This is a genomic window from Xanthobacter cornucopiae (assembly GCF_043195065.2).
In the GTDB taxonomy this organism is placed as follows: domain Bacteria; phylum Pseudomonadota; class Alphaproteobacteria; order Rhizobiales; family Xanthobacteraceae; genus Xanthobacter.
This window is the reverse complement of record NZ_CM195531.1, coordinates 753,027-775,637: the sequence shown is the minus strand read 5'-3', so window position 1 is coordinate 775,637 and position 22,611 is coordinate 753,027. Positions and strand designations below refer to the sequence as shown.

The 22,611-nt window shown below is 69.7% G+C and carries 16 protein-coding genes and 1 tRNA gene; 12 read left to right on the top strand and 5 right to left on the bottom strand.

What is annotated here, in order from left to right:
• Positions 1–43: 43 nt before the first annotated feature.
• Positions 44–412, bottom strand: a complete 369-nt coding sequence (locus V5F53_RS03380) for a hypothetical protein (protein WP_393997819.1) — start codon at positions 410–412, stop codon at positions 44–46.
• Between the two features lie 417 nt (positions 413–829).
• On the opposite strand from V5F53_RS03380, the gene V5F53_RS03375 reads away from it, so the two are divergent.
• Both V5F53_RS03375 and V5F53_RS03370 read left to right on the top strand, forming a co-directional pair.
• On the top strand, positions 830–2,920 hold the full coding sequence (locus V5F53_RS03375; RefSeq protein ID WP_393997818.1) for a c-type cytochrome: 2,091 nt from the start codon (positions 830–832) through the stop codon (positions 2,918–2,920).
• Between the two features lie 515 nt (positions 2,921–3,435).
• The gene (locus V5F53_RS03370) at positions 3,436–5,064 is read left to right on the top strand and encodes a methyl-accepting chemotaxis protein (protein ID WP_393997817.1); all 1,629 of its coding nucleotides are present in this window, start codon (positions 3,436–3,438) and stop codon (positions 5,062–5,064) included.
• A gap of 256 nt (positions 5,065–5,320) precedes the next feature.
• On the opposite strand, the gene V5F53_RS03365 is transcribed toward V5F53_RS03370, so the two are convergent.
• The 3 genes from V5F53_RS03365 to V5F53_RS03355 all read right to left on the bottom strand — a co-directional run bounded on the left by V5F53_RS03365 (position 5,321) and on the right by V5F53_RS03355 (position 6,736).
• Positions 5,321–5,659, bottom strand: coding sequence for a Rieske 2Fe-2S domain-containing protein (locus tag V5F53_RS03365; RefSeq protein ID WP_393997816.1), 339 nt, complete (start codon positions 5,657–5,659; stop codon positions 5,321–5,323).
• Between the two features lie 432 nt (positions 5,660–6,091).
• Positions 6,092–6,167: transfer RNA gene (locus V5F53_RS03360), tRNA-Thr, on the bottom strand.
• A 128-nt stretch (positions 6,168–6,295) separates the two neighbouring features.
• Positions 6,296–6,736: a hypothetical protein gene (locus V5F53_RS03355; protein WP_509212869.1), complete on the bottom strand. Its 441-nt coding sequence runs from the start codon at positions 6,734–6,736 to the stop codon at positions 6,296–6,298.
• 193 nt (positions 6,737–6,929) lie between these two features.
• Between V5F53_RS03355 and V5F53_RS03350 the strand changes: the two genes are divergently transcribed.
• The 10 genes from V5F53_RS03350 to V5F53_RS03305 all read left to right on the top strand — a co-directional run bounded on the left by V5F53_RS03350 (position 6,930) and on the right by V5F53_RS03305 (position 20,937).
• Complete coding sequence (locus V5F53_RS03350; RefSeq protein WP_393997814.1) at positions 6,930–8,636, top strand: helicase HerA-like domain-containing protein; 1,707 nt, start codon at positions 6,930–6,932, stop codon at positions 8,634–8,636.
• A 204-nt stretch (positions 8,637–8,840) separates the two neighbouring features.
• On the top strand, positions 8,841–9,305 hold the full coding sequence (locus tag V5F53_RS03345; protein ID WP_393997813.1) for an ANTAR domain-containing protein: 465 nt from the start codon (positions 8,841–8,843) through the stop codon (positions 9,303–9,305).
• A 1,481-nt stretch (positions 9,306–10,786) separates the two neighbouring features.
• The gene (locus V5F53_RS03340; RefSeq protein WP_393997812.1) at positions 10,787–12,166 is read left to right on the top strand and encodes a dipeptidase; all 1,380 of its coding nucleotides are present in this window, start codon (positions 10,787–10,789) and stop codon (positions 12,164–12,166) included.
• A 247-nt stretch (positions 12,167–12,413) separates the two neighbouring features.
• Entirely contained in the window at positions 12,414–13,895 is a 1,482-nt protein-coding gene (locus V5F53_RS03335) for a replicative DNA helicase (protein WP_393997811.1), read from the top strand.
• Complete coding sequence (gene alr, locus V5F53_RS03330; RefSeq protein WP_393997810.1) at positions 13,892–15,037, top strand: alanine racemase; 1,146 nt, start codon at positions 13,892–13,894, stop codon at positions 15,035–15,037. The genes V5F53_RS03335 and alr overlap by 4 nt, the downstream gene beginning before the upstream one ends.
• 227 nt (positions 15,038–15,264) lie before the next feature.
• The gene (locus tag V5F53_RS03325; protein ID WP_393997809.1) at positions 15,265–15,528 is read left to right on the top strand and encodes a type II toxin-antitoxin system ParD family antitoxin; all 264 of its coding nucleotides are present in this window, start codon (positions 15,265–15,267) and stop codon (positions 15,526–15,528) included.
• Positions 15,529–15,787: 259 nt separating this feature from the next.
• Complete coding sequence (gene radA, locus V5F53_RS03320; protein WP_393997808.1) at positions 15,788–17,251, top strand: DNA repair protein RadA; 1,464 nt, start codon at positions 15,788–15,790, stop codon at positions 17,249–17,251.
• Positions 17,252–17,374: 123 nt separating this feature from the next.
• Positions 17,375–18,088 (top strand): CvpA family protein, encoded by a 714-nt coding sequence (locus tag V5F53_RS03315; RefSeq protein ID WP_393997807.1) that lies wholly within the window; start codon positions 17,375–17,377, stop codon positions 18,086–18,088.
• 46 nt (positions 18,089–18,134) lie between these two features.
• On the top strand, positions 18,135–19,622 hold the full coding sequence (gene purF, locus V5F53_RS03310) for an amidophosphoribosyltransferase (RefSeq protein WP_393997888.1): 1,488 nt from the start codon (positions 18,135–18,137) through the stop codon (positions 19,620–19,622).
• 541 nt (positions 19,623–20,163) lie between these two features.
• Positions 20,164–20,937, top strand: a complete 774-nt coding sequence (locus V5F53_RS03305; protein ID WP_393997806.1) for an SDR family NAD(P)-dependent oxidoreductase — start codon at positions 20,164–20,166, stop codon at positions 20,935–20,937.
• Positions 20,938–21,042: 105 nt separating this feature from the next.
• On the opposite strand, the gene cysG is transcribed toward V5F53_RS03305, so the two are convergent.
• Entirely contained in the window at positions 21,043–22,548 is a 1,506-nt protein-coding gene (cysG, locus tag V5F53_RS03300; protein WP_393997805.1) for a siroheme synthase CysG, read from the bottom strand.
• Positions 22,549–22,611: the final 63 nt, after the last annotated feature.

The window sequence follows — 22,611 nt, the reverse complement described above, 5'->3', positions numbered from 1 at the left end:
ACGCCCCGGCGGAGCGCCGATATCAGGGGCACAGCCCTGCGGCTCATGGCTTGGCGGAAACCGGCACGGCTTCCCCCGCCGGCTTGGCGAAGGGATCGTCCCCGGCGCTGGCTTGCGCGGATGACCCGCCCGACGCCTTGCCCCCGGACGACTTGCCGCTGGCCACCTTCTTGCTTCCTTTCTGGCCGGAGCCCTGCGCGGAATTCCGTGGCTTCGCCGGGCGCGGCGCCGCCTGCGCCCGGCTGCTGCCGGCGATGGCACCCAGCACGGCGGCGCCCACGATGGCCCCGGCGGCGATGCCAAGCGCCGTCCGCGCGGACCCGGCGTGGGCCGGGGGTGGCGCGAACAGCAGCGCCGCAGCCAGAATGGCGACCGCCTTGAACGGCCTGCCGACGAGAGTTCCGATCCGCATCGCCCCAGCCCCCTTGGCAGTCAACGCGCGCGCCTATGGCATGATTCAATTACCAAACGTTAATGCTCGCAAAAATTGTTTTCAAGAGCACGATCCACACAATCACCGATGGTTGGCCGCACATCGAGTCGCGGCGTTTTTCGGCCGACACACGAAAACGTGATCGAAAATTGGAACGGCTGAAGACGGCTGCCGCGCTGCATTTCACGTGGACGACCCTGACTTTTCCACCTGATGGATATTTCACAGTTGATGAACGTCAATACATCGATACATTCCGCCTCCAATGTCGGCGGCAGGTACGCTGCGGTGATGGATGTCGGATGTATTGAAACCGGCCCGTGGGCATGACCGGCCCGCGCTTCCCGGAAGCGAGGCGCCCCGATCCCGCCACCGCCCGCACCCGGAGGCTTTGCGATGGACAAGGACGTTTCAGGCAGACGCAAGTGGAGGTGGAAGGTGGTGGGCGCGCTCGCCGCCGCCGCCGTGGTGGCGGGCGCGGGGGTCTTCTGGTGGGTGGTGACGCCGCCTCCGGTCGAGAACGCCGGCCGCGCCCTGCCCAAGACGGCGGATGCCGACCTGATCGCGCGCGGCAAATATGTCGCCGAGCTGGGTGACTGCGTGGCCTGCCACACCGCGCCGGGCGGCCACCCCATGGCCGGCGGCCTGCCGCTCGAGACGCCGTTCGGCGTGATCTATTCCACCAACATCACGCCCGATGCCAAGGACGGCATCGGCACATACAGCTTCGGCGCGTTCGACCGCGCCATGCGCCACGGCGTGACGGCGGACGGCCGGCACCTCTACCCGGCCATGCCCTACCCCTCCTATGCCAAGGTGGCGCCGGACGACATGTATGCCCTCTACGCCTACCTCATGCAGGGCGTGGAGCCGGTTGCGGCGCCGAACAAGCCGCTGGGCATCAGCTTCCCCTTCAACCAGCGCTGGGGCCTCGCCTTCTGGCAGAAGGCCTTCATGGACACCCGCGGGTTCGAGCCCGACCCCACCAGGGACGCGGTGTGGAACCGCGGCGCCTATCTGGTTGAGAGCCTCGGCCATTGCGGCGCCTGCCACACCCCGCGCGGCATCGGCTTCCAGGAACTCGCCATGTCCGGCCGCGGCCCGAACGGCGACAAGTTCGTCTCCGGCGCCAAGGTGGAAGAGTGGAACGCCATCAACCTGCGCGACCTGTGGACGGTCCCCGACACGGTGGAACTGCTGAAGACCGGCCAGAACCGCTTCGCCACCGTCTCCGGCTCCATGACGGAGGTGATCCACAATTCCACGCAGCACTTCAGCACCGATGACCTGATCGCCATCGCCACCTACCTGAAGTCGCTGCCCACGGCCCACCCGCACGAGGTGACGCCTTTGCCGGCGGACGACACCGTGCCGGAGGCCATGTTCACCACCCGTGGTGGCCTCGCTTACGCGCAGTTCTGCACCGACTGCCACCGGCTGAACGGCGCCGGCGTGCCCAAGGTGTTCCCGCCGCTCGCCGGCAACCCGACCGTGATGTCGGATGATCCGGCGACCCTGATCCACATCACCCTCACCGGCTGGAAGACCGCCGAGACCAACGCTTATCCCCGCGTGTTCACCATGCCCGGCTTCGCCCGGCTGGATGACCAGGAAGTGGCGGAAATCCTCACCTTCGTCCGCTCCAACTGGGGCAACGCGGCTCCGGCCGTGACCGCGGAGCAGGTGAAGACGGCCCGCGCCCTCATCGATCCCAAGATCGACGCGTCGAAGTTCGAGACGCCGCGCCTCGCCAACCTGCTGGACGCGCCGAACGCCAAGCAGTTGGTGTGGGGCATGCGCCTCAACACGGAGACCCACACCCTGCTGCCGAAGAATGTCGGCGACGTGCTGAACTGCACGAGCTGCCATCTCAACGGCGGCACGGTGGCCGACGGCTCGCCCTATGTGGGCGTCTCGGCCATGTTCCCGAGCTACGCGCCCCGCGCCGGGCGGGAGATCACGCTGGAGGACCGTATCAACGGCTGCTTCCTGCGCTCCATGAACGGCAAGGCCCTGCCGAAGGAGGGCGAGGACATGAAGGCCATGGTCGCCTACTTCAACTGGATGAAGGGCGCCACCAGGCCGGAGGACAAGGTGGAAGGCCGCGGCGTCGGCAAGATCGACCAGAAGATCAAGCCCAACGTGGAAAACGGCAAGCTGGTCTATGCCGCCCAGTGCGCCGTCTGCCACGGCGCCAATGGCGAGGGCCTGCAGGACGCCAAGGGCAACTTCATCTACCCGCCGCTGTGGGGCGACAAGTCCTTCAACATCGGTGCCGGCATGGCCCGCACCTACACCGCCGCCGCCTTCGTGAAGCGCAACATGCCCATCGGCTTCCACGAGAAGTTCCCCCTGGGCCAGGGCGGCCTCTCCGACCAGGACGCCGTGGACGTGGCCGAATACTTCACCCACATGCCACGCCCGGACTTCCCCGCCGCGGTCAACGACTGGCCCAAGGGCGGCAGGCCCGCCGACGCCCGCAACTGATCCCCTCGCCCGCGGCGCCCCACATCGCCGCGGGCGGACCGGGCCTGCCCGACCCGGCCGATGCCGGCCGACCGGACGCGGAAAGCCTGACGCGGACGGCCTTGCCGCCGCCCCCACCGCCCCACTCCGGAGGCGGCCTGATCTCCGCATCGCCCCACCCGGATGCCGGATCCTCCCCGGCGCGGGGCTCATCCATTGATATCCGCCTATTTTCGGCGCGCCCGGCGCGGCGGCGCGGTATGCTGCCCACGCATGGCAAGGCGCGGAGGTGTGCGCCCCTATCCTCAAGTCTAGATTGACCTGCCATCAAGCGTTCATCTTGACTGGAATGCTTCATGCGCGTTTCGAGTTGTCCACCGCCTCCGTGAAAATCCGCACTTGACCAAAATTCAGACTATACATTCAGCGCATATCGACCCAATAATTGAGCAGATCTCGTGTGTTGATGGAGCGTGTGATCTGCCATGAGTTCATTTTCGATCAAGACGCGGCTTCTGCTCCTGGTTGGAACGTTCATGATCGGCCTCCTGGCCGTCAGCGCCGTATTTCTGGTCGACCTCCGGCACAGCATGATGACGGAGCGCAAGAACTATGTTCGCCAGATTGTTGAAGCCGCGGTCTCGCAGATCAAAGGCTTTCAGCAGGCGGTCCGCGACGGTGCGATGACCGAGGCGGAAGCACGCAAGCGCGCGGCGGACCTCATTCATCTGACGCGTTTCGAGGGCAACAACTATCTGTTCGTCTACAGCTTCGATGGCGTGACGCAGCTGCACGGGACCCGCGCGGACCGCGAGGGCGTGAACGCCAACAACGAGCGCGACGCCTTCGGCAACGCCTTTGCCCAGCACCAGATCGCCAACGCCCGGGCCGGCGGCGGATTTACCACCTATTATTTCCCGAAGGCCGGCGCGGACCTGACCCCGCGCGAGAAGATCTCCTACGAGGCGCCCTTCCCCGCATGGGACTGGGTGGTGGCCGCCGGCATCTACGTGGACGACATCGACGCGGTCTTCCTCACCCAGGCCCTGTTTCTGGCGGCGGTGATCGCCCTGGTGATCGTTGTCCTGGGCATATCCGCCTTCTTCTTCTCCCGCTCCATCACCCGGCCGCTCGACGCGCTGTCGGCCGACGTGCTCCAGATCGGCGACGGCAATCTCGGCGTTGAGATCGAGGCGGCGCGCCGCCGGGACGAGATCGGGGTCATCGGCAAGAACGTCGCCTACATGCGCGACAAGATGCGCGAAGGCGAACGTCTGAAGCAGGAGCAGGCCGCCCACGCCCAGGCGGAACGGCAGGCGCTGGCGCGCCGGGAACAGCTCGCCAAGGAGTTCGTCGACCACATGCAACGGCTGGCCTCCGGCTTCGCGGGCTCGTCCACGGAAGTGGCGCACGCGGCGAAGAACCTGTCCGCCACGGCCGAGGAAACCTCGCGCCAGGCCGTCGCGGTCTCAGGCGCCGCGGAAGACGCCTCGTCCAACGTGCAAACCGTCGCCGCCTCCTCCGAGGAGATGGCCGCCTCGATCCGCGAGATCAGCGGCCAGGTGGTCCATTCGGTGCAGGTGGCCGACACCGCATTCACCGAGGCCGAGGCCTCGAACAGCCGCATTTCCGAACTGGCGATCGCGGCGGCGGCCATCGGCGACGTGGTCAACCTCATCAAGACCATTGCCGACCAGACCAACCTCCTGGCGCTGAACGCGACCATCGAGGCGGCGCGCGCCGGCGAGGCCGGCAAGGGCTTCGCGGTGGTGGCCGAGGAAGTGAAGCAGCTGGCCCTCCAGACCGCCAAGGCCACCGAGGACATCCGCACCAAGGTGAGCGAGATTCAGAACGCCACCAACAGCTCGGTGCAATCCATGAGCGGCATCGCCCAGGTGATTCGAACCATGCAGGAGATCGCGGAGGCCATCTCTGGCGCGGTGGAGCAGCAGAGCGCGGCGACCGCCGAGATCGCCCACAATTGCCAGCGGGCGGCCACGGGAACCCAGCAGGTGATGCAGAACATCTCCGGGGTGGGCCAGGCGGCGGGCGTGACCGGAGCCGCCTCCACGCAGCTCATGACGCTATCGGGCGGCCTTTCCGAGCGCGCCCACGAGCTGCGTCAGGTGGTCGATAACTTCGTGGCGGATTTCGCCGCGGCGTGACCCGCGGGGCGGACGATGCGCCGCCCCATTCCCCATCCCCGGCCGGCCGCGCGACCCCGTCGAAGCCATGCCCATGACGAGCGCCAGGGCCACACAGCTGAAACCGGCGCGAGTCGATCCCCGCCCCGCCCCGGGCGTGAGCGGGGATCTGCCTTATACCATCGGCCCCGATCTTCGACCGGTGCCAAGTGGGTTCGCTCAAGCGCCGCGCGGGCTCGGCCAAAGGCCCATGAGTCAAGATCATGGGCCTTTGGTATTATGCCGGCGCGCGAGGCGCCTTGACGGGCCCCACATCGACCTGGATCTCCTCGCCCTCCACCCGCACCGGATAGGGATGGAGCTCGTTGCGCACGAGATGCGTCGAGCACTTGCCGCTGGCCCCCTCAAATCCCCAGTGGTGATAGGGACAGGTCACCGTCCGCCCATCGAAGGTGGCCTCGTTCATCGGCATGTCGGCATGCGGACAGCGCCCGCGATAGGCCTTGAGCTCGCCGCCGGTCGGCCAGACCAGAAGCACACTCTTGCGACCGACCTGGAAAAGGCCCATCGCCCCTTCATTCACGGCACTTGTGTGACACACGGAAGTGAACGCCATCGGGACCGCCCTCGGAAAGGAAGCTTGCGGTACCCGCACGCAAATTTCACGCCAGAGAAATCGCCTTTAGAACCCATCCAATCGGCGGTTCCTGTCGCGAATGCGACGATGCAGGGCCCCGGTCTGGTCGCCACCGGTTGGAATGGCCGCGCTGAATCCAGTGATGGCCCCCGGGAATGCCGCCTCGTCGCAGCCACCGGCGCGGCCGGAGAAGGTGGGCGATGCCGGCCCCGCCGGGCACCCGGCAGGGTGGAAAGCGCCATATCGCGCGCCAAACCACACTTGAGGCGCCATCCGCTGCGCAGGCCCGCCAAGTCCAGGCAAGCCTGCCCGCGAGGCAACCGGGCCTCAGGAAGCCGGACCAGCCCTCGATCCGCATAATCTACTGATTTTCAGTAATTTTATGCTTCAAGACAGCTTTGGGAGCCGATCTGGTGCCGCGGAAGGGATTCGAACCCCCGACCCACGCATTACGAATGCGTTGCTCTACCAGCTGAGCTACCGCGGCACGCGCCATCCTCATACGGAGTGCGCGAACGGTTTTCAAGGGCAGGGGATGCGAAATGACCGCAGCGACCGCGCACGTCCACATCCCGGCTTTCCCATGAGCCGCGCGGCGCCCGGCACCGACGCCGCTCACGCCACCTGACGCAGGCCGGGCACCGCGCGCACCAGCCGGTCGATGGGCTCGGCTCCCACCGTCTCGCGCGCATAGGTCACCGTCTCATGAACCGCGGCCTGCACCTGCCCCATGGTGAGACCGAGCGCCATCAGCCGGTCGGCGGCCTGCATCAGCCGCCCCATCCCGCCAAGATGACGGGTGGAGGGCGCGAGTGCGGCCTCGGCGGGAACCTCAGCCACCAGCGCCGGAATCCAGGGATGCGCGTCGAGCAACGGCCGCAGGACATCCGGCGGCGCCTCCTGGTCGAGGAACTTCAGCACGATGCGCAAAACACCGCGCGCCGTCACGGCGTCCACCTCCAGCCGCGCGGCCAGACGGGCCATGAGCGCGTCGACGTCGGATTTGTCGATCTCCGTTTGGCTCCTGCCCGCTGGGTCCATATCCGCTTGGCTCATGTCCGATCCGGCGATCACGGCGCTGGCCAGAGGCTGGCGCCCCGGCCCGCCTCACCTTGCCCACGCCGGCCCCGGGGCGCAAGGGCCCGCTGGCGGCCGCCCCTCCCGGCACCGCTTGCCCAGATGGCGGAAACCGCGCGACAACAACAGGCGTGACTCGCCACCTGCGCCGATCCACCCGAGGGATGATTCCATGACGCTCCAGGCCCCAGCATCGAGCCCCGACGTGGACGGCAAGATCTTTCTCGGACGCGTGGCGCCCCCGCCGGCGGCCGACGCCGCTGGAGCGCCCAGAGCCGGCGGCCGGCGACAGACCGCCGGCGCCGTGGTGGACGCCGGAGAATACCTCACCCTGCGCCTCGCCAATCGCCACGGCCTCGTCACCGGCGCCACCGGCACCGGCAAGACGGTGACGCTGCAGGTGCTGGCGGAAGGCTTCTCGCGCGCCGGGGTGCCGGTGTTCGCGGCCGACATCAAGGGTGACCTGTCTGGCGTCGCCGCTCCGGGCGAGGCCAAGGATTTCGTGGTGTCCCGCGCCGCCGAGGTCGGCATCACCTATACCCCCGACAGCTTTCCGGTGATCTTCTGGGACGTGTTCGGCGCGCAGGGCCATCCGGTGCGGGCGACGGTATCGGAGATGGGGCCGCTGCTGCTGGCCCGCCTCATGAACCTCAACGACATTCAGGAAGGCGTGCTCAACATCGTCTTCCGCGTCGCCGACGAGCAGGGCCTGTTGCTGCTGGACCTGAAGGACCTGCGCGCCATGCTCGCCCATGTGGCGGAGAACGCGGCCAGCCTCGCCGCCCAGTACGGCAATGTCTCGGCCCAGAGCGTGGGCGCGATCCAGCGGCAGTTGCTGATGCTGGAGAACCAGGGCGCCGACAAGTTCTTCGGCGAGCCAGCGCTGGACATTCGCGACCTGATGCGGATCGACCGGTCGGGCTACGGCACCATCTCGGTGCTGGCGGCGGACAAGCTGATGGGCGCGCCCCGCCTCTATGCCTGCTTCCTCCTGTGGCTGCTGGCGGAGCTGTTCGAGCAGCTGCCCGAGGTCGGCGATCCGGACAAGCCCAAGCTGGTCTTCTTCTTCGACGAGGCCCATCTGCTGTTCGACGAGGCGCCAAAGATCCTGCTGGAGAAGGTGGAACAGGTGGTCCGCCTGATCCGCTCCAAGGGAGTCGGCGTCTATTTCGTCACCCAGAACCCGCTCGACGTGCCGGAAAGCGTTCTGGCGCAATTGGGCAACCGGGTGCAGCATGCGCTGCGCGCCTTCACCCCGCGCGACCAGAAGGCGGTCCGGGCCGCCGCCGAGACCTTCCGCCCCAATCCGGCCCTCAACACCGCCCAGGTCATCATGGAACTAGGCAAGGGCGAGGCGCTGATCTCCACCCTGGAAGGCAACGGCGTGCCGTCCATGGTGCAGCGCACATTGATCCGGCCGCCCTCGGGCCGGGTGGGCCCCCTGACGCCGGACGAGCGCGCGGCCATCGCCGCCCGCAGCCCGGTGGGCCACGTCTACGACACCGCGGTGGACCGCGAATCGGCGTTTGAGATGCTGCAACGCCGCGCTGAGCCTGCGTCCGCCGCGCCGGATGACCGCGGCACGCCGAGAGGACAGGAGGCCCCGTCCACCGGCGGCGGCTTGCTGGACGCGGTGCTGGGCACCGTGCTCGGGCTGCCCGGGGTGACCCCGAAGCCGACCGGGCCACGCAGCGGCGGCGGCCGCGCCGGAGGCGGCCGCACCAGCGTGCCCAAGAGCGGACCCTCGAGCCGCTCAAGCAGCCAGATGTCCACCACGGAACTGGTGGTGCGGCAGGTGGCGCGCTCGGTGGCGACCCAGGTCGGCACCCAGCTCAGCCGCGCCATCCTGCGCGGCATCCTGGGCAGCATCCGCCGCTGAGGGCGGATGCCCCGGCACCGCCGGACGCCACCGGTCCCAGCCACGGCACCCGACCCGGGTAACGGAGAGGCTTGCCTGATCGCCCCATAAAAGGTAACCTGAATGTCAACCGGTGGGATTGCGGGGTCCCCTCGGCCAGTTTTCTGAACGTGCGCGTCTGGATTCGGCATCGCCGGCCGGGCGCGGCTACAGAAGGAGCGCCTCATGAAGGTGTTACCCACTGCCCGCATTCTCATTGTCGATTCCCAATCTGAACGCCGCGAAGCGCTGCGCGAAGCACTCGCCGTGTTTGGCGTGGGCGCCATCCAGGGCGCCGCGACTCTCGGAGAGATCGAGGAGGTTCCCACTCAGCCGGCCGCCGACGTGCTGGTGGTGTATGCCGATGACCTCGAGCAGATCCCGGAGAATCCCTTTCGTGATGGAAACAGCACCCCGGCGATCCTGATCGCGGAGGTCGCGACCGCGGCGCTGGTGCGCGCGGCGGCGCGGGGCGGCTATGATGCCGCTCTGGGGGCCCCGCTGGCGCCGCGACTGCTCTACCGGCGTATCGGCTCGGTGTTGCAGCGGGCACGCCGGGTGGTGCGCACGGGGCTGGCCGCGCTTCCCGTCGCCTCGGACTCGTTGCCGGCCGACCCGGCACGCCCGGCGGCCCAGGCCGCCATCAACTGAAGAGCCGGCAACGGTCGGCGCACGTCTTCTCCGCTCCGGCGCCTCAGGCGCCCGGAGCGGTTTGCATTTTCGCCCTCGTATCCGGTTTGAGGACGGGACCGGTGGGATACGCCTCGACGGGTTCGCCCCACGGCGATGAAGGGCCGGCACGGCGCCCTCCCCCGCCGCCGATCCAAGGCGCGCCGCGCCATGCACGGGTCCGGCCCCTTCGTCGCGCGGGATGATCCCGCCCCAGGACCGAGAACGGGACCAAGCCAAGGACGGGCGACACAGCGCCCGCCTGGAGCGTTCCCGGGTCGGCCCGTCCCCCCGGGCCTGCGGCGATCTCCGGTGTCGACTCCGCCGGTGGCCAAGGGCACGGCATATCGGCGGCGGCCCCGACGCGAGGCCGGGACCCGCGAAGCCGGAACCCACGAAACTACGGCGCCGGCGTGTCGCGCGCGCCGGGGGCCGGGCCCGCGCCCGACACCGGGGCCCAGCCGCCTCCACCACGGGACCGGTCCTGCCAGCCGTCACAGGACACGAGCCATGGCAATCGGACGCGACCGGCCAGTCATCCGCGAGCATCGGCCCGCTTGCGCACCGATGTGAGCCGGCGACCGGGTTGCCACGTCCGCCCGCGATCATCCAAGCGCACGCCGGATGCATCAGCGGCAACGCAGATTCCGCCCCTCCGGCACTTCCCCCCGCATGCCCTCGTCCGGCGCCGCGCACCGCCGGGCTGCCGCGCGTCCCATTCCTGATGAATCAGTTCGAGCCAAAGGCCGGTGCGCCTCGCCTAGCGCCCTGGTCGACCTCGGGGGCCGTTCGGCGCCCCTTTCGTCCAGGCATCCACCGGGAACGAGGCCAACCGACGGCGAACGCGAGGTCCGGTGCCGCGCCGCCCCTTTCCCTCCCCGAGCGCCGCCGGCCGGCATGCCCACGCCGAGCCCCTGCTTTGGCGCATGCGCGCCGGCACCGATGCTCCGATTGATCCCGGCCCCGGGCGGCGACCAGCAGGCGGCTGCGCCTCATCCAAAAGCGAGCTTCGGCCACCGCCTGGATGCGCCGCGCGCGCATAGGTGGGACGGGGCATGGCCACTGGCGGCCGGGGTCCGGAGACAGACGGCACGCCCGCAGCGCCAACCACCGCCCGGTCCGCCGTGTCCACCCTCGCCTGCCGGTGGAGCGCGGCCCCGCCCCGGCCCGGACGCCTTGCGCCAGAGGCCCAGCAGCCATGAACGCCACCGCAAGGCTTGCGCCTGCGGCAACGGCGGGCCAGCATCCGCCGGAGAGTCACGGGCGGCGCCCCTTCGGCCACGCGGAACCTCAAGGTCCAGGTGGGCAAGGTCCAGGTAATAGGGTACGTCCAGGTGGGACGCCGCCCGGCCACGGGCGGACGCCGTCGGCTGGGCCCGACGGGCGCGCCGCCCCTGCCGTGAGACAGGTTGCAGAGGCTGGCCGCCCTGTCGCGCGGCCAGCCGGCTTGAGCGGAGGATGGAATGACGGCGGTGGATCAAGCCTTGCAGGCGGTGGACGACGGGCTCGACGACGCCCTGGCGCGGCTGTTCGCGTTCCTGCGCATTCCCTCCATCTCCACCGACCCGGCGCACAAGCCCGCCTGCCGGGCGGCGGCCGAATGGGCGGCCGCCCAACTCGGCGATCTCGGTCTGACGGCGCAGGTGCACGAGACGGCCGGACATCCGGTGGTTCTGGCACGCACCGACACCGGCGCGGCGCGGCGGGTGCTGTTCTATGGCCATTACGACGTGCAGCCGGTGGACCCGCTGAACCTGTGGCACACGCCGCCCTTCGAGCCGGGCCTGGGCGAAACGGCGGACGGGCGGCGCACCATCGTCGCGCGCGGCGCCGCCGACGACAAGGGCCAGGTCCTCACCTTCCTCGGCGCCCTGCGGGCCCTGAAGACGGCCACGGGGCGCCTGCCGGTGGACGTCACGGTGCTGCTGGAGGGGGAGGAGGAGTGCGGCTCGCCGAGTCTGCCGGCGTTCCTGACGGCCCACGCGGACGCGCTCAAGGCCGACCTCGCCCTGGTCTGCGACACCGGCATGTGGGATGCGACCACCCCGTCCATCACCACCTCCCTGCGCGGCATCCTGCACACCGAGTTGACCCTGACTGGCGCCAACCGCGACCTGCATTCCGGCCTCTACGGCGGGGCGGCGGCCAACCCCGTGCACATCCTCGCGGCCATCATCGCCGACGCCCACGACGCCAGCGGCCGCGTCACCGTTCCCGGCTTCTATGACGATGTGCGCGAACCGCCGGCGGAGGTGCGGGCGCGCTGGGAGTCCCTTGGCCTCACCGCCGAGGGCTTCCTCGGCCCGGTGGGCCTGCGGCAGTCGGTGGGCGAGCGCGACCGGCTGCTGATCGAGCAGATCCAGTCGCGCCCCACCTTTGAGGTGAACGGCATCACCGGCGGCTATACCGGCGAGGGCACCAAGACCATCATTCCCTCCAAGGCCTCCGCCAAGATCTCGTTCCGACTGGTGGCCGACCAGGACCCGGCGAAGATCCGCGAGGCCTTTGCCGCCTTCGTTGCGGCGCGGGTGCCGGCGGATGTCAAGGTTGAGCTGTCGCCGGGCGAAGGCGCGCGGGCCTTCCTGGTGCCGCCGCAGAGCCCGGACCTGGTGAAGGCGGCGGCGGCGCTGGAAGCCGAGTGGGGCGTCGCCCCGGTGACCGTCGGCTCCGGCGGCTCCATTCCCATCGTCGGCCAGTTCAAGCAGGTGATCGGCGTGGATACGCTGCTGATCGGCTTTGGCCTCGACGACGACCGGGTGCATGCCCCCAATGAGAAGTACGACCTCACCTCGTTCCACAAGGGCACGCGCAGCTGGGTGCGGATCCTGGAGGCGATCGCCTGATTCTGCGACAAGCCCTTGCCGCCTCTCCCCTTCCGGCCTCCGCCACGAGGGGCGCGGCGGCAGCTGTGGGGCCGGCCAACCGGCGCGGCGGAGTTTTCGCCGCTATCCCCGGAGTTCTCAACTGTGCATGATGAAGCGGCGGGACCGCGCCGGGATTCAGCTCTCCGTCCCGCTTGAATCCGGCCGTCCACGGACTCTTAAACCCCAGGTCTGCTAAACGAGACTCCCAAGCCGTGGACTCGTCACCATGCTCGACCTTCCGAACAAGGGGGACTTCGCCCCCTCCTATCGTCAGGCGCCCCACAACCTGGAGGCGGAACAGGCCTTGCTCGGCGCCATCCTGGTGAACAACGAGGCCTTCTACCGGGTCTCCGACTTCCTGGAGCCGCGCCATTTCTACGAGCCTCTGCATGGCAAGCTCTACGAAATTACCAGCGCTCTCATCCGCGCCGGCAAGATCGCCACCCCGGTAACGCTGAAGACCTTCCTGCCGGCGGAGCTGGACGTGGCTGGCCTCACCGGCCCGCAATACCTGGCGCGGCTGGCGGCGGAAGCCACCACCATCATCAATTCCGAGGACTATGGGCGGGCCATCTACGACCTGTCCATGCGCCGCGACCTCATCCGCATCGGCGAGGAGATCGTCAACGAGGCCTATGACGCGGGCGTGGAGGCCTCACCCCAGGAGCAGATCGAGCAGGCGGAAAAGAGCCTTTATGAAATCGCCGAGACCGGCCGCTACGACGGCGGGTTCCAGAAATTCGGCGAAGCGCTGCGGGAATCGGTGGACATGGCCTCCCGCGCGTTCCAGCGCGACGGGCACCTGTCCGGCATCGCCACCGCCCTCGACGACCTCGACCACCAGATGGGCGGGCTGCAGCCGTCCGACCTCATCATCCTGGCGGGGCGCCCCGCCATGGGCAAGACCTCGCTCGCCACCAACATCGCCTTCAACATCGCCGCCGCCTATCGCGGCGAGCAGAAGCCGGACGGCTCCATCGAGGCGGCCTCCGGCGGCATCGTCGGCTTCTTCTCGCTCGAAATGTCGGCCGAGCAGCTCGCCACCCGTATCCTGGCCGAGCAGGCGGAGATCGCGTCCTACAAGATCCGCCGCGGCGACATCTCGGAAAGCGAGTTCTCCAAGCTCGCCGCCGCCGCCCAGACCATGCAATCGATTCCGCTCTACATCGACGACACCGGCGGCATCTCCATCGCCCAATTGGTGGCGCGGGCACGGCGGCTGAAGCGCCAGCGCGGGCTCGACTTCATGGTGGTGGACTATCTCCAGCTGCTGTCGGGTTCCTCCAAGAGCTCGTCCCAGGGGCGTGTGCAGGAGATCACCGAGATCACCACCGGCCTGAAGGCCTTGGCGAAGGAGCTGCAGGTGCCCATTATGGCCTTGTCCCAGCTCTCCCGCCAGGTGGAGGCGCGCGACGACAAGAGGCCCCAGCTCTCGGACCTGCGCGAATCCGGCTCCATCGAGCAGGACGCCGACGTGGTCATGTTCGTGTTCCGCGAGGAATACTACCTCAAGGGCAAGGAACCGAAGCCGGGCACAGAGGAGTGGTTCAAGTGGGAGATCGACATGAAGGCGGCCGAGAACACGGCCGAAATCATCGTCGGAAAGCAGCGCCACGGCCCGACGGGGACGGTGAGGGTGCATTTCGAGCCCCAGTTCACCCGCTTCTCCAACCTGGCGCGGGAGGACCACCTGCCGGACCGCCAGTGAGCGACGACGACGCGGACGCGGCGGCCCGGAAAGCGGCGGAGGAAGCGGAAGCCGGCGCCATCCTCACCGTCGATCTGTCCGCCATCGTGGAAAACTGGCGCACCCTCGCCGCGCTTGCCGCCCCGGCGGAATGCGCGGCGGTGGTGAAGGCCGACGCCTACGGCCTCGGCATCGACCAGGTGGCACCGGCCCTGTGGCGTGCCGGCGCGCGCACCTTCTTCGTCGCCCACCTCAAGGAAGCGCTGCACCTGCGGCGCCTGCTGCCGGACGCCGTCATTCACGCCCTCAACGGCCTGCTGCCCGGCACCGCCGCCGCCTTCGCCAGCCACGACATCCGCCCGGTGCTCGGCTCGGCGCCCGAGATCAGCGAGTGGAGCGACCATTGCCGCGAGGCCGGCGTCAGCCTGCCGGCGGCGATCCATGTGGATACCGGCATGCACCGGCTCGGCATCTCGCTGGAAGAGGCCGTGCAGTTGTCGCAGACCTATCGGCTGCTCGGCTTCAAGCCCAGCCTCGTCATGACCCATCTGGCCTGCGCCGACACGCCCGGGCATGTGCTCACCGCCCGCCAGCGGCTGGTGTTCGCCGACGTGGCACGGCGCTTTCCGCGCGTGAAGGCCTCGCTTGCCAATTCCGCCGGCACCCTGATGGGGCGTGACTTCCGCTTCGATCTGGTCCGGCCCGGCATCTTCCTCTACGGCGGGGTCGCCATCGCGGGCGTGCCGCCGCTGCGGTCCGTGGTGCGCCTGGAGGCCCGGGTGATCCAGGTGAGCACCGCCCCCGCCGGCGAGAGCGTGGGCTATGGCGCCACCGCCCGGCTGAAGCGCGACAGCCGGCTGGCCACCGTGCATATCGGCTATGCGGACGGCCTGTTCCGCGCCGCCGGCTCCACCGATACGCGCAAGGGGGCGGAGGCGATCCTGGCGGGGCGGCGCTGCCCGCTGGTGGGGCGCATCTCCATGGACCTCGCCACCCTGGACATCACCGACCTGCCTCCGGACGCGGTGGCGCGCGGCGACAAGGCGGTATTCCTGGGCGACGGCATCACCGTGGACGAGCTCGCGGGCAAGGCCGGCACCATCGGCTACGAGGTGCTCACCGCTCTCGGCCGGCGCTATCTGCGCCGCCATGTCGGCGGCTGAGCACCCGCCCTCGGACCAGCGCAGGCCAACCCTTAATCCAAAATTAACCATGCGCTCCCTAACCTCGGTCCACGCCTGAAGCTGGCCAGGGCGGCGATCCATCCCCGCGACGCGCGTGCCGAGCGCGCGGAGCCCCGGTTCGCCCCCTGTTGCTTCCGGCGCCGGACATGCGCATCCGCGCATGCGTTGCTCGCGGTGCGCCGCTCGCGGTTCGTGGGGAGGCTTTCATGTCGGAACGGTTCGCTCTTTCTCCGGAACACTCCGGTCTCGTTGATCGCTTCATCGCCTCCGGCCGCTTCGACGGCCCGCAGGCGGTCATCGGCGCCGCCCTGGCCCTGCTGGAAGGGCGCGAGCGCGAGCGCGTGGAAAAGCTGAGCGTGCTGCACGAGGCCATCTCCGGCGAGATGGAGGCCACCTTCCGCGAGATCGAGCAGCTCATCGCCTCCGGGCTCGCCGGCTTCCAGCCCGTCGCCCTGCGCGAAGCCTGCTGAAGGCGGAGCCCTCGACCCGAGCGCTGGCCGCGCCATGGCGCGACCGGCACCGGAATGCCCGCGCGATTTCACGGCGCGGATGCCCCATACCATCAGCCCCGGTCTTCGCCCGGTGCCAAGTGGGTCCGCTCAGGCGCCGCGCGGGCTTGACCAAAGTCCCATGAGTCAGGCTCACGGGCCTTTGGTATCAAGCCCTTCTGCGCCTTGGTATAGGGTGTCCGGAACGGGGCGGATTCGCCCGCCTCGACCGGGATGCTTCATGGCCAAGCGCGACCATACCTTCGTCTGCCAGTCCTGCGGCGCCGTCTACTCGCGCTGGCAGGGCAAGTGCGACGCCTGCGGCGCCTGGAACACCTTGTCCGAGGAAGTGGCGGTGGCCGCCAGCGTGCCCGCCGCCCAGCGCTCGGGCCGCAAGGGCCGCGCCTTCGCCCTCGAAAGCCTGGAGGGCGCCGGCAATCCGGCGCCACGCCTCGTCTGCGGCATCGGCGAGTTGGACCGGGTCGCCGGCGGCGGCTTCGTTCCGGGCTCCATCCTGCTCATCGGCGGCGACCCGGGCATCGGCAAGTCCACCCTGCTGGTTCAGGCCTCAGCCGCCCTGGCCCGGCGCGGGCTCAACGTGGTCTACGTGTCCGGCGAGGAGGCGGTGGACCAGGTGCGGATGCGCGCGCAACGGCTCGGCCTCGCCGGCGCCAAGGTGGGCCTTGCCGCCGAGACCAATGCGGAAAACATCCTCGCCACCCTGTCCGGCGGCCCGCCGGTGCATGTGGTGGTCATCGATTCCATCCAGACCATGTGGTCCGACAGCGTGGAATCGGCGCCCGGCACCGTCACCCAGGTGCGCACCTCGGCCCAGTTGCTGGTGCGCTACGCCAAGCAGACCGGGGCCTGCGTGATCCTGGTCGGGCACGTGACCAAGGACGGCCAGATCGCCGGCCCCCGGGTGGTGGAGCACATGGTGGACGCGGTGTTCTCGTTCGAGGGCGACGGCGGCCACCAGTTCCGCGTGCTGCGCGCGCAGAAGAACCGCTTCGGCCCCACCGACGAGATCGGCGTGTTCGAGATGACCGGCGGCGGCCTCAAGGAGGTGGCCAACCCCTCCGAGCTGTTCCTCTCCAACCGCGACCTCGGCGCCCCCGGCACCGCCGTGTTCGCCGGCATGGAGGGCACCCGTCCGGTGCTGGTGGAGATCCAGGCGCTGGTGGCCCCCTCCTCCCTCGGCACGCCGCGACGGGCGGTGGTGGGCTGGGACCCCAACCGCCTGTCCATGGTGCTGGCGGTGCTGGATGCCCGCTGCGGCGTGCGGCTGGGCGGACACGATGTCTATCTGAATGTCGCCGGCGGCCTGCGCATCGCCGAGCCGGCGGCCGACCTGGCAGTGGCGGCGGCCCTGGTTTCCTCGCTCACCGGGGCACCGCTGCCGGCCGACGCGGTCTATTTTGGCGAGGCCAGCCTCACCGGCGCCGTGCGCCCGGTCTCCCAGGGGCCGGCGCGGCTGAAGGAGGCGGCGAAGCTGGGCTTCACGCGCGCCGTCATTCCCGCCGGCGGCCAGGACGGCACCGGCCCGGCGGTGGAGGTGGACGCCATGACCTCCCTGGCCCAATTGGTGGCGTCCATCGCCGCCCGCGCGCCGCGAAAGGCTGCCATGCGCCCGGCACAGGGCACGGGCGGCGCCAAGCCCCGCGCGGCCATTGGCGCCGGCGAGGCGGACACGGACGAGGACTGACCCAACAGGAGGGATGACGAGCCGGGACGCGCGGGCTATATGACCGGCGCGGCGCGCTCCGCATGACGTGGCGCGGCAGGATATTCCTTTTCCGCGCCACACCGACCACGGACCGATGCGCCAATGCCTGTCACCTTACTGGACATCATTGTCATTTCCGTGATGCTGATTTCCGGCATCCTCGCCATGGTGCGGGGCCTGCTGCGCGAAGTCTTCAGCATCCTGTCGTGGGCTGTCGCGGCCGGCGTCACGCTCTATTTCTATAAGCCCGCCCTGCCGTTCGTGAAGCAGTACATCTCCCAGGACATGGCGGCCACCGCCGCCACCGTGGGAATACTGTTCCTTGGCACGCTTCTGATTGCCTCCATCATCACCGCCCGCATCTCCGACGTGGTGCTGGATAGCCGAATCGGCGCCCTGGACCGCACCCTCGGCTTCATGTTCGGCCTTGCCCGCGGGCTGCTCGTGATGGTCGTTGCCTTCCTGTTCTTCAACTGGCTCGTTCCGGCGAAGAGCCAGCCGCCATGGGTGGCGGACGCAAAATCGCGCCCTGCCTTGCAAAGTGCGGGCGATTGGCTGATGGCCCAGTTGCCGGACGACCCTGAAAACACCATTTTGAACAAGTTGAAGAAGCCGCCCGCCGCCGACGAAGGCGAGGCTCCCGCCGCTCCGGCAGGGGGTCAGCGTTCCGACAGCACGGGCTCGGGGCTCGGGGGCAAGGCGGCGGGAGCCGTCCAAGGCCAGGGGACCCCGGGGGCCGCGTCCGCCAGCTATCGGCGCGCGGACCAGCAGGGGTTCGATCAGTTGCTGGAGAGCACGCGCGGGACCGGCCAGTAGGGCCGCCGAGCGGAGGTGCACAATGGACAAGACTTACGCGGGCGGCATGAACGGCGCGGGTGACCACACCCGCTATTCCTCCGGGGTCGACCTCGATCTCGACGGCGATCGCCTGCGCGAGGAATGCGGCGTCTTCGGCATCTATAACCATCCCCATGCCGCGGCGGTGACGGCCATCGGCCTGCACGCCCTGCAGCATCGCGGACAGGAAGCCGCCGGCATCGTCTCCTTCGATGGCCGGCGGTTCCATTCGGAACGGCGCCTGGGCCTGGTGGGCGACGCGTTTTCCGACGGCGCGGTGATCGACCGCCTGCCCGGCGATTCCGCCATCGGCCACGTGCGCTATTCCACCACCGGCGAAACCCTGCTGCGCAACGTGCAGCCGCTGTTCGCAGAGCTGGACGCCGGCGGCTTCGCGGTGGGCCACAACGGCAACCTCACCAATGGCCTGACCCTCCGCAAGCAGCTGGTGCGCGAGGGGGCCATCACCCAGTCCACCACCGACACCGAGGTGATCCTTCATCTCGTCGCCCGCTCCCGCAAGCCGCGCTTCATCGACCGCTTCATCGACGCGCTGCAGTCCCTGGAGGGCGCCTATTCGCTGGTGGCGCTCACCAACAAGAAGCTCATCGGCGCCCGCGATCCCCTCGGCATCCGGCCGCTGGTGCTTGGCACCCTGGACGGCTCGCCCATCCTCGCCTCCGAAACCTGCGCCCTCGACATCATCGGCGCGCGCTACGTGCGCGACGTGGAGAATGGCGAGGTCATCGTCATCGACGAGGACGGCCTGCAATCCTACAAGCCGTTCCCGGACATGCCGGCGCGGCCCTGCATCTTCGAATACATCTATTTCGCCCGGCCGGACTCCGTGGTGGGCGGGCGCTCGGTCTACCAGGTGCGCAAGACCTTCGGCAAAGTGCTGGCCCAGGAAAGCCCGGCCAATGCCGATGTCATCGTGCCGGTGCCGGATTCCGGCGTGCCGGCCGCCATCGGCTTCTCCCAGGCCTCGGGCATTCCCTACGAGCTCGGCATCATCCGCAACCACTATGTGGGGCGCACCTTCATCCAGCCCACCCAGTCCATTCGCGACCAGGGCGTGCGCATGAAGCATTCCGCCAACCGCTCGGTGGTGGAGGGCCGCTCCATCGTGCTGGTGGACGACAGCCTGGTGCGCGGCACCACCTCGGTGAAGATCGTGCAGATGATGCGCGATGCCGGCGCCCGCGAGGTGCACTTCCGCATCGCCTCCCCGCCCATCACCCACCCCGACTATTACGGCATCGACACGCCCGACCGCGACAAGCTGCTCGCCGCCACCCACGACCTGGAGGGCATGCGCCGCTACATCGGCGCCGATTCTCTCGCCTTCCTGACGGTGGACGGCGTGTACCGGGCCATGGGCTACGAGGGCCGCGACCCCGCCCGGCCGCAGTTCACCGACCATTGTTTCACCGGCGACTATCCCACCCCCCTCACCGACCGTTCCGGCGCCATCGGCGCCCAGCAGCTCTCGCTTCTCGCCGAGGCGAGCTGACGCAGCCGGCGCGCGCGACAACCCGCGCGCGCCATCGCCTGTGTGCACGCCCTGCGCCCTCCGGTCCGGCGCCCTGTACGCGGAGACGCCGTCGCCGGCTCGCCCTCCGCCGACGGGCCAAGGGGGACGGGCCAAGGGGGACGGGCCAAGGGGGACGGGCCAAAGGGGACGCGCGAGGGGGACGGGCAACGGGAACGGGCAGGAGGTGGCAGCGCTCCCATCCAGCCCGGCCGCCCGGTGATGGCGCAGACCCTGGCCAGCCGGGCCGCCTCCCGGTCCCACCTCCCTGCCTCACTTCGTTATTCCACTTCCCTGGCCCCAACACGGCGCCGGCCCATCCACCGCCGGCAGAGGGAGAGCGCGTCCCGCTCCCGCCCCAGGAGCGGCGCCGCGAGGCCATAAGCGAGGGGTGGGAAGACACCGGGGGACGCAACCGGGGCGCCACACGGACGCGGCGGGGGACTCCCGTGCGCCAAGGCTGGACTTTTCCGGCCGGGCCGGCTCATCTCCTCCTCTCAACGGAAACGCCCGCGGAACCTCCATGACCGACATCAGCCCGGCCGGCGACACGCCCGCCCCCAAGCCCCTGGCCGACAAGATCGCCCTGGTCACCGGCGCCTCCCGCGGCATCGGCGCCGCAACCGCCCTGGCCCTCGCCAGGGCTGGCGCCCACGTGGTGGCGGTGAGCCGCACCCAAGGCGGCCTGGAAGAACTCGACGACGCTATTTCCGCCATCGGCGGCACCACCACGCTGGTGCCGCTCGACCTCAAGGACAGCGACGGCATCGACCGGCTGGGCGCGGCGCTCTATGAGCGCTATGGCCGCCTGGACGTCTATGTGGCCAATGCCGGCGTGCTCGGCCCGCTGTCGCCCCTGGGCCATGTATTTCCGAAGGATTGGGAGTCCACCATCGCGGTGAACCTCACCGCCAACTGGCGCTGCATCCGCTCGTTCGACCCGCTGCTGCGCCTGTCCACCACGGCGCGGGCGGTGGTCATCTCGTCCGGCGCCGCCCACAAGGCGCGCGCCTATTGGGGGCCCTACGCGCTCACCAAGGCGGCACTCGAATCCATGGCCCGCACCTGGGCGGCGGAGGCCGTGAACGGCAATCTCAAGGTGAACCTGTTCAATCCCGGCCCCATCGCCACCCGCATGCGGGCCAAGGCGTTCCCCGGCGAGGACCCGGCCACCCTGCCCACCCCCGAGGCGGCGGCCGCCGCCATCCTGCCGCTGTGCCTGCCGAGCTTTACCGAGACCGGCAAGCTCTACGACTTTCCGCAAGGCAAGCTGCTGTCCTTCCAGCCGCCGGCCTGAGCGGGACCATTCGCGGCAGCGAACGCCACGCCACATGCCGGACGGGAGAAGATCGCCACGGAGCGGCACCAAGCGCCTTTCGGCCGGTGCGCACCGGCCTGCGTGTCAGCCCACCGCATGCCGCGCCGTGGGCGCCGCCTCGGCACCCACGGCGCGCTGCGCTTCCACCGCCGCCTCGGCCAGAGCGTGGCCGTAGAGCACGATGCAGGGGCCGGCGGCGCCGTCCGCCACGGCCGCATCCACAGCTGCGGCCAGCGTCGCGATGGAGGCTCCCACCAGGCGCTCGTCGGGCCGGGTGGCGGCGAACACCGCCACCGCAGGCGTCGCCGGATCGATGCCCGCGGGCATGAGGCGCCCCACCAGCTCCGCCAGGGTGTGACGGGGCATGTAGACCACGGTGGTGGCGGCCGGGTCTGCCAAAGCCTTGAAGTCGAGATCCTCCGGCAATCTGCCATTGCGGGCATGGGCGGTGACAAACTGCAGCCGCCGCGCATGGTCGCGATGGGTGAGAGAGGCCACCAGGCGGCTGGCGGCGCCCTGCGCCGAGGAAATGCCCGGCACCACCTCCACCGCGATGCCGGCGGCCCGGCAGGCGGCGATTTCCTCGCCGGCGCGGCCGAAGATCATGGGCTCGCCGCCCTTCAGCCGCACCACCCGGCGGCCCTCGCGGGCGAGGCTCACCATCAGCGCGTTGATGTCGTCCTGCTTGCAGGAGGGGCCGTATCCAGTCTTGCCCACCAGCATCTTGCGGGCCTCGCGACGGGTGAAATCCAGCACCGCCGCCGACACCAGGTCATCGTAAAGCACCACGTCCGCCGCCTGCAGCGCGCGCACCGCCTTGAGCGTGAGCAATTCCGGATCGCCCGGCCCCGCCCCCACCAGCACCACCGATCCGGCCGACACAGCCATCCCGGCGTCGTGCCCCACCGCGCCGAGGAAAGCGTCGCGGTCAGCGGCATCGGGCGCCCGATGCGGCTCGGCCAGGGCCTTGGCACTGAAACGCTCCCAGAAGGCGCGGCGGGCCGGCGCCGAAAGCCCGAGAGCCCCGACCGCCCCGCGCCACGACCTGGCCGCCTGCGCCCAGCCCCTGAAGCCATGCGGCAACAGCGCCTCGATCTTGGCCCGCACCGCCTGCCCGAACACGGGGGCGGCCCCATCGGTGGAAATGCCCACCACCAGCGGCGAGCGATTGACGATGGCCCCGAGGGTGAAGTCGCTCACCCCCGGGTGATCCACCGCATTCACCGGCACCCCGGCCGCGCGCGCCGCGGCCGAAAAGCGCGCGCCCTCGGCCGGATCGTCGAACGCCCCCACCGCCAGCGCGGCACCGGCGAAATCCGCCGCACTCCAGGCCCGCGCGTGAAGCTGAACGGGGCCGTCCACGGGCGTGCCGGCAAGATGCTCCAGGTTCGGGCACGGACGGTCCGTGAACACCTCAACCCACGCCCCGGCGGCGGAGAGCAGCTCCGCTTTCCAGGCGGCGGGGTCTTCGCCCCCTGCCACCACCACACGCCGCCCCTTCAGGTCGAAGAACACGGGCAGGCGCGCCAGCGGCGCCATGCGGGCGCTGGCGGCAGGCTGCGGCCGGCGAGCGGGACCGGGAACGGCCATGGGCGGCTCAACTCCATTCAGTGACGCCGGCCGGGCCCGACCTGCGCATTTCACTGAATAGAC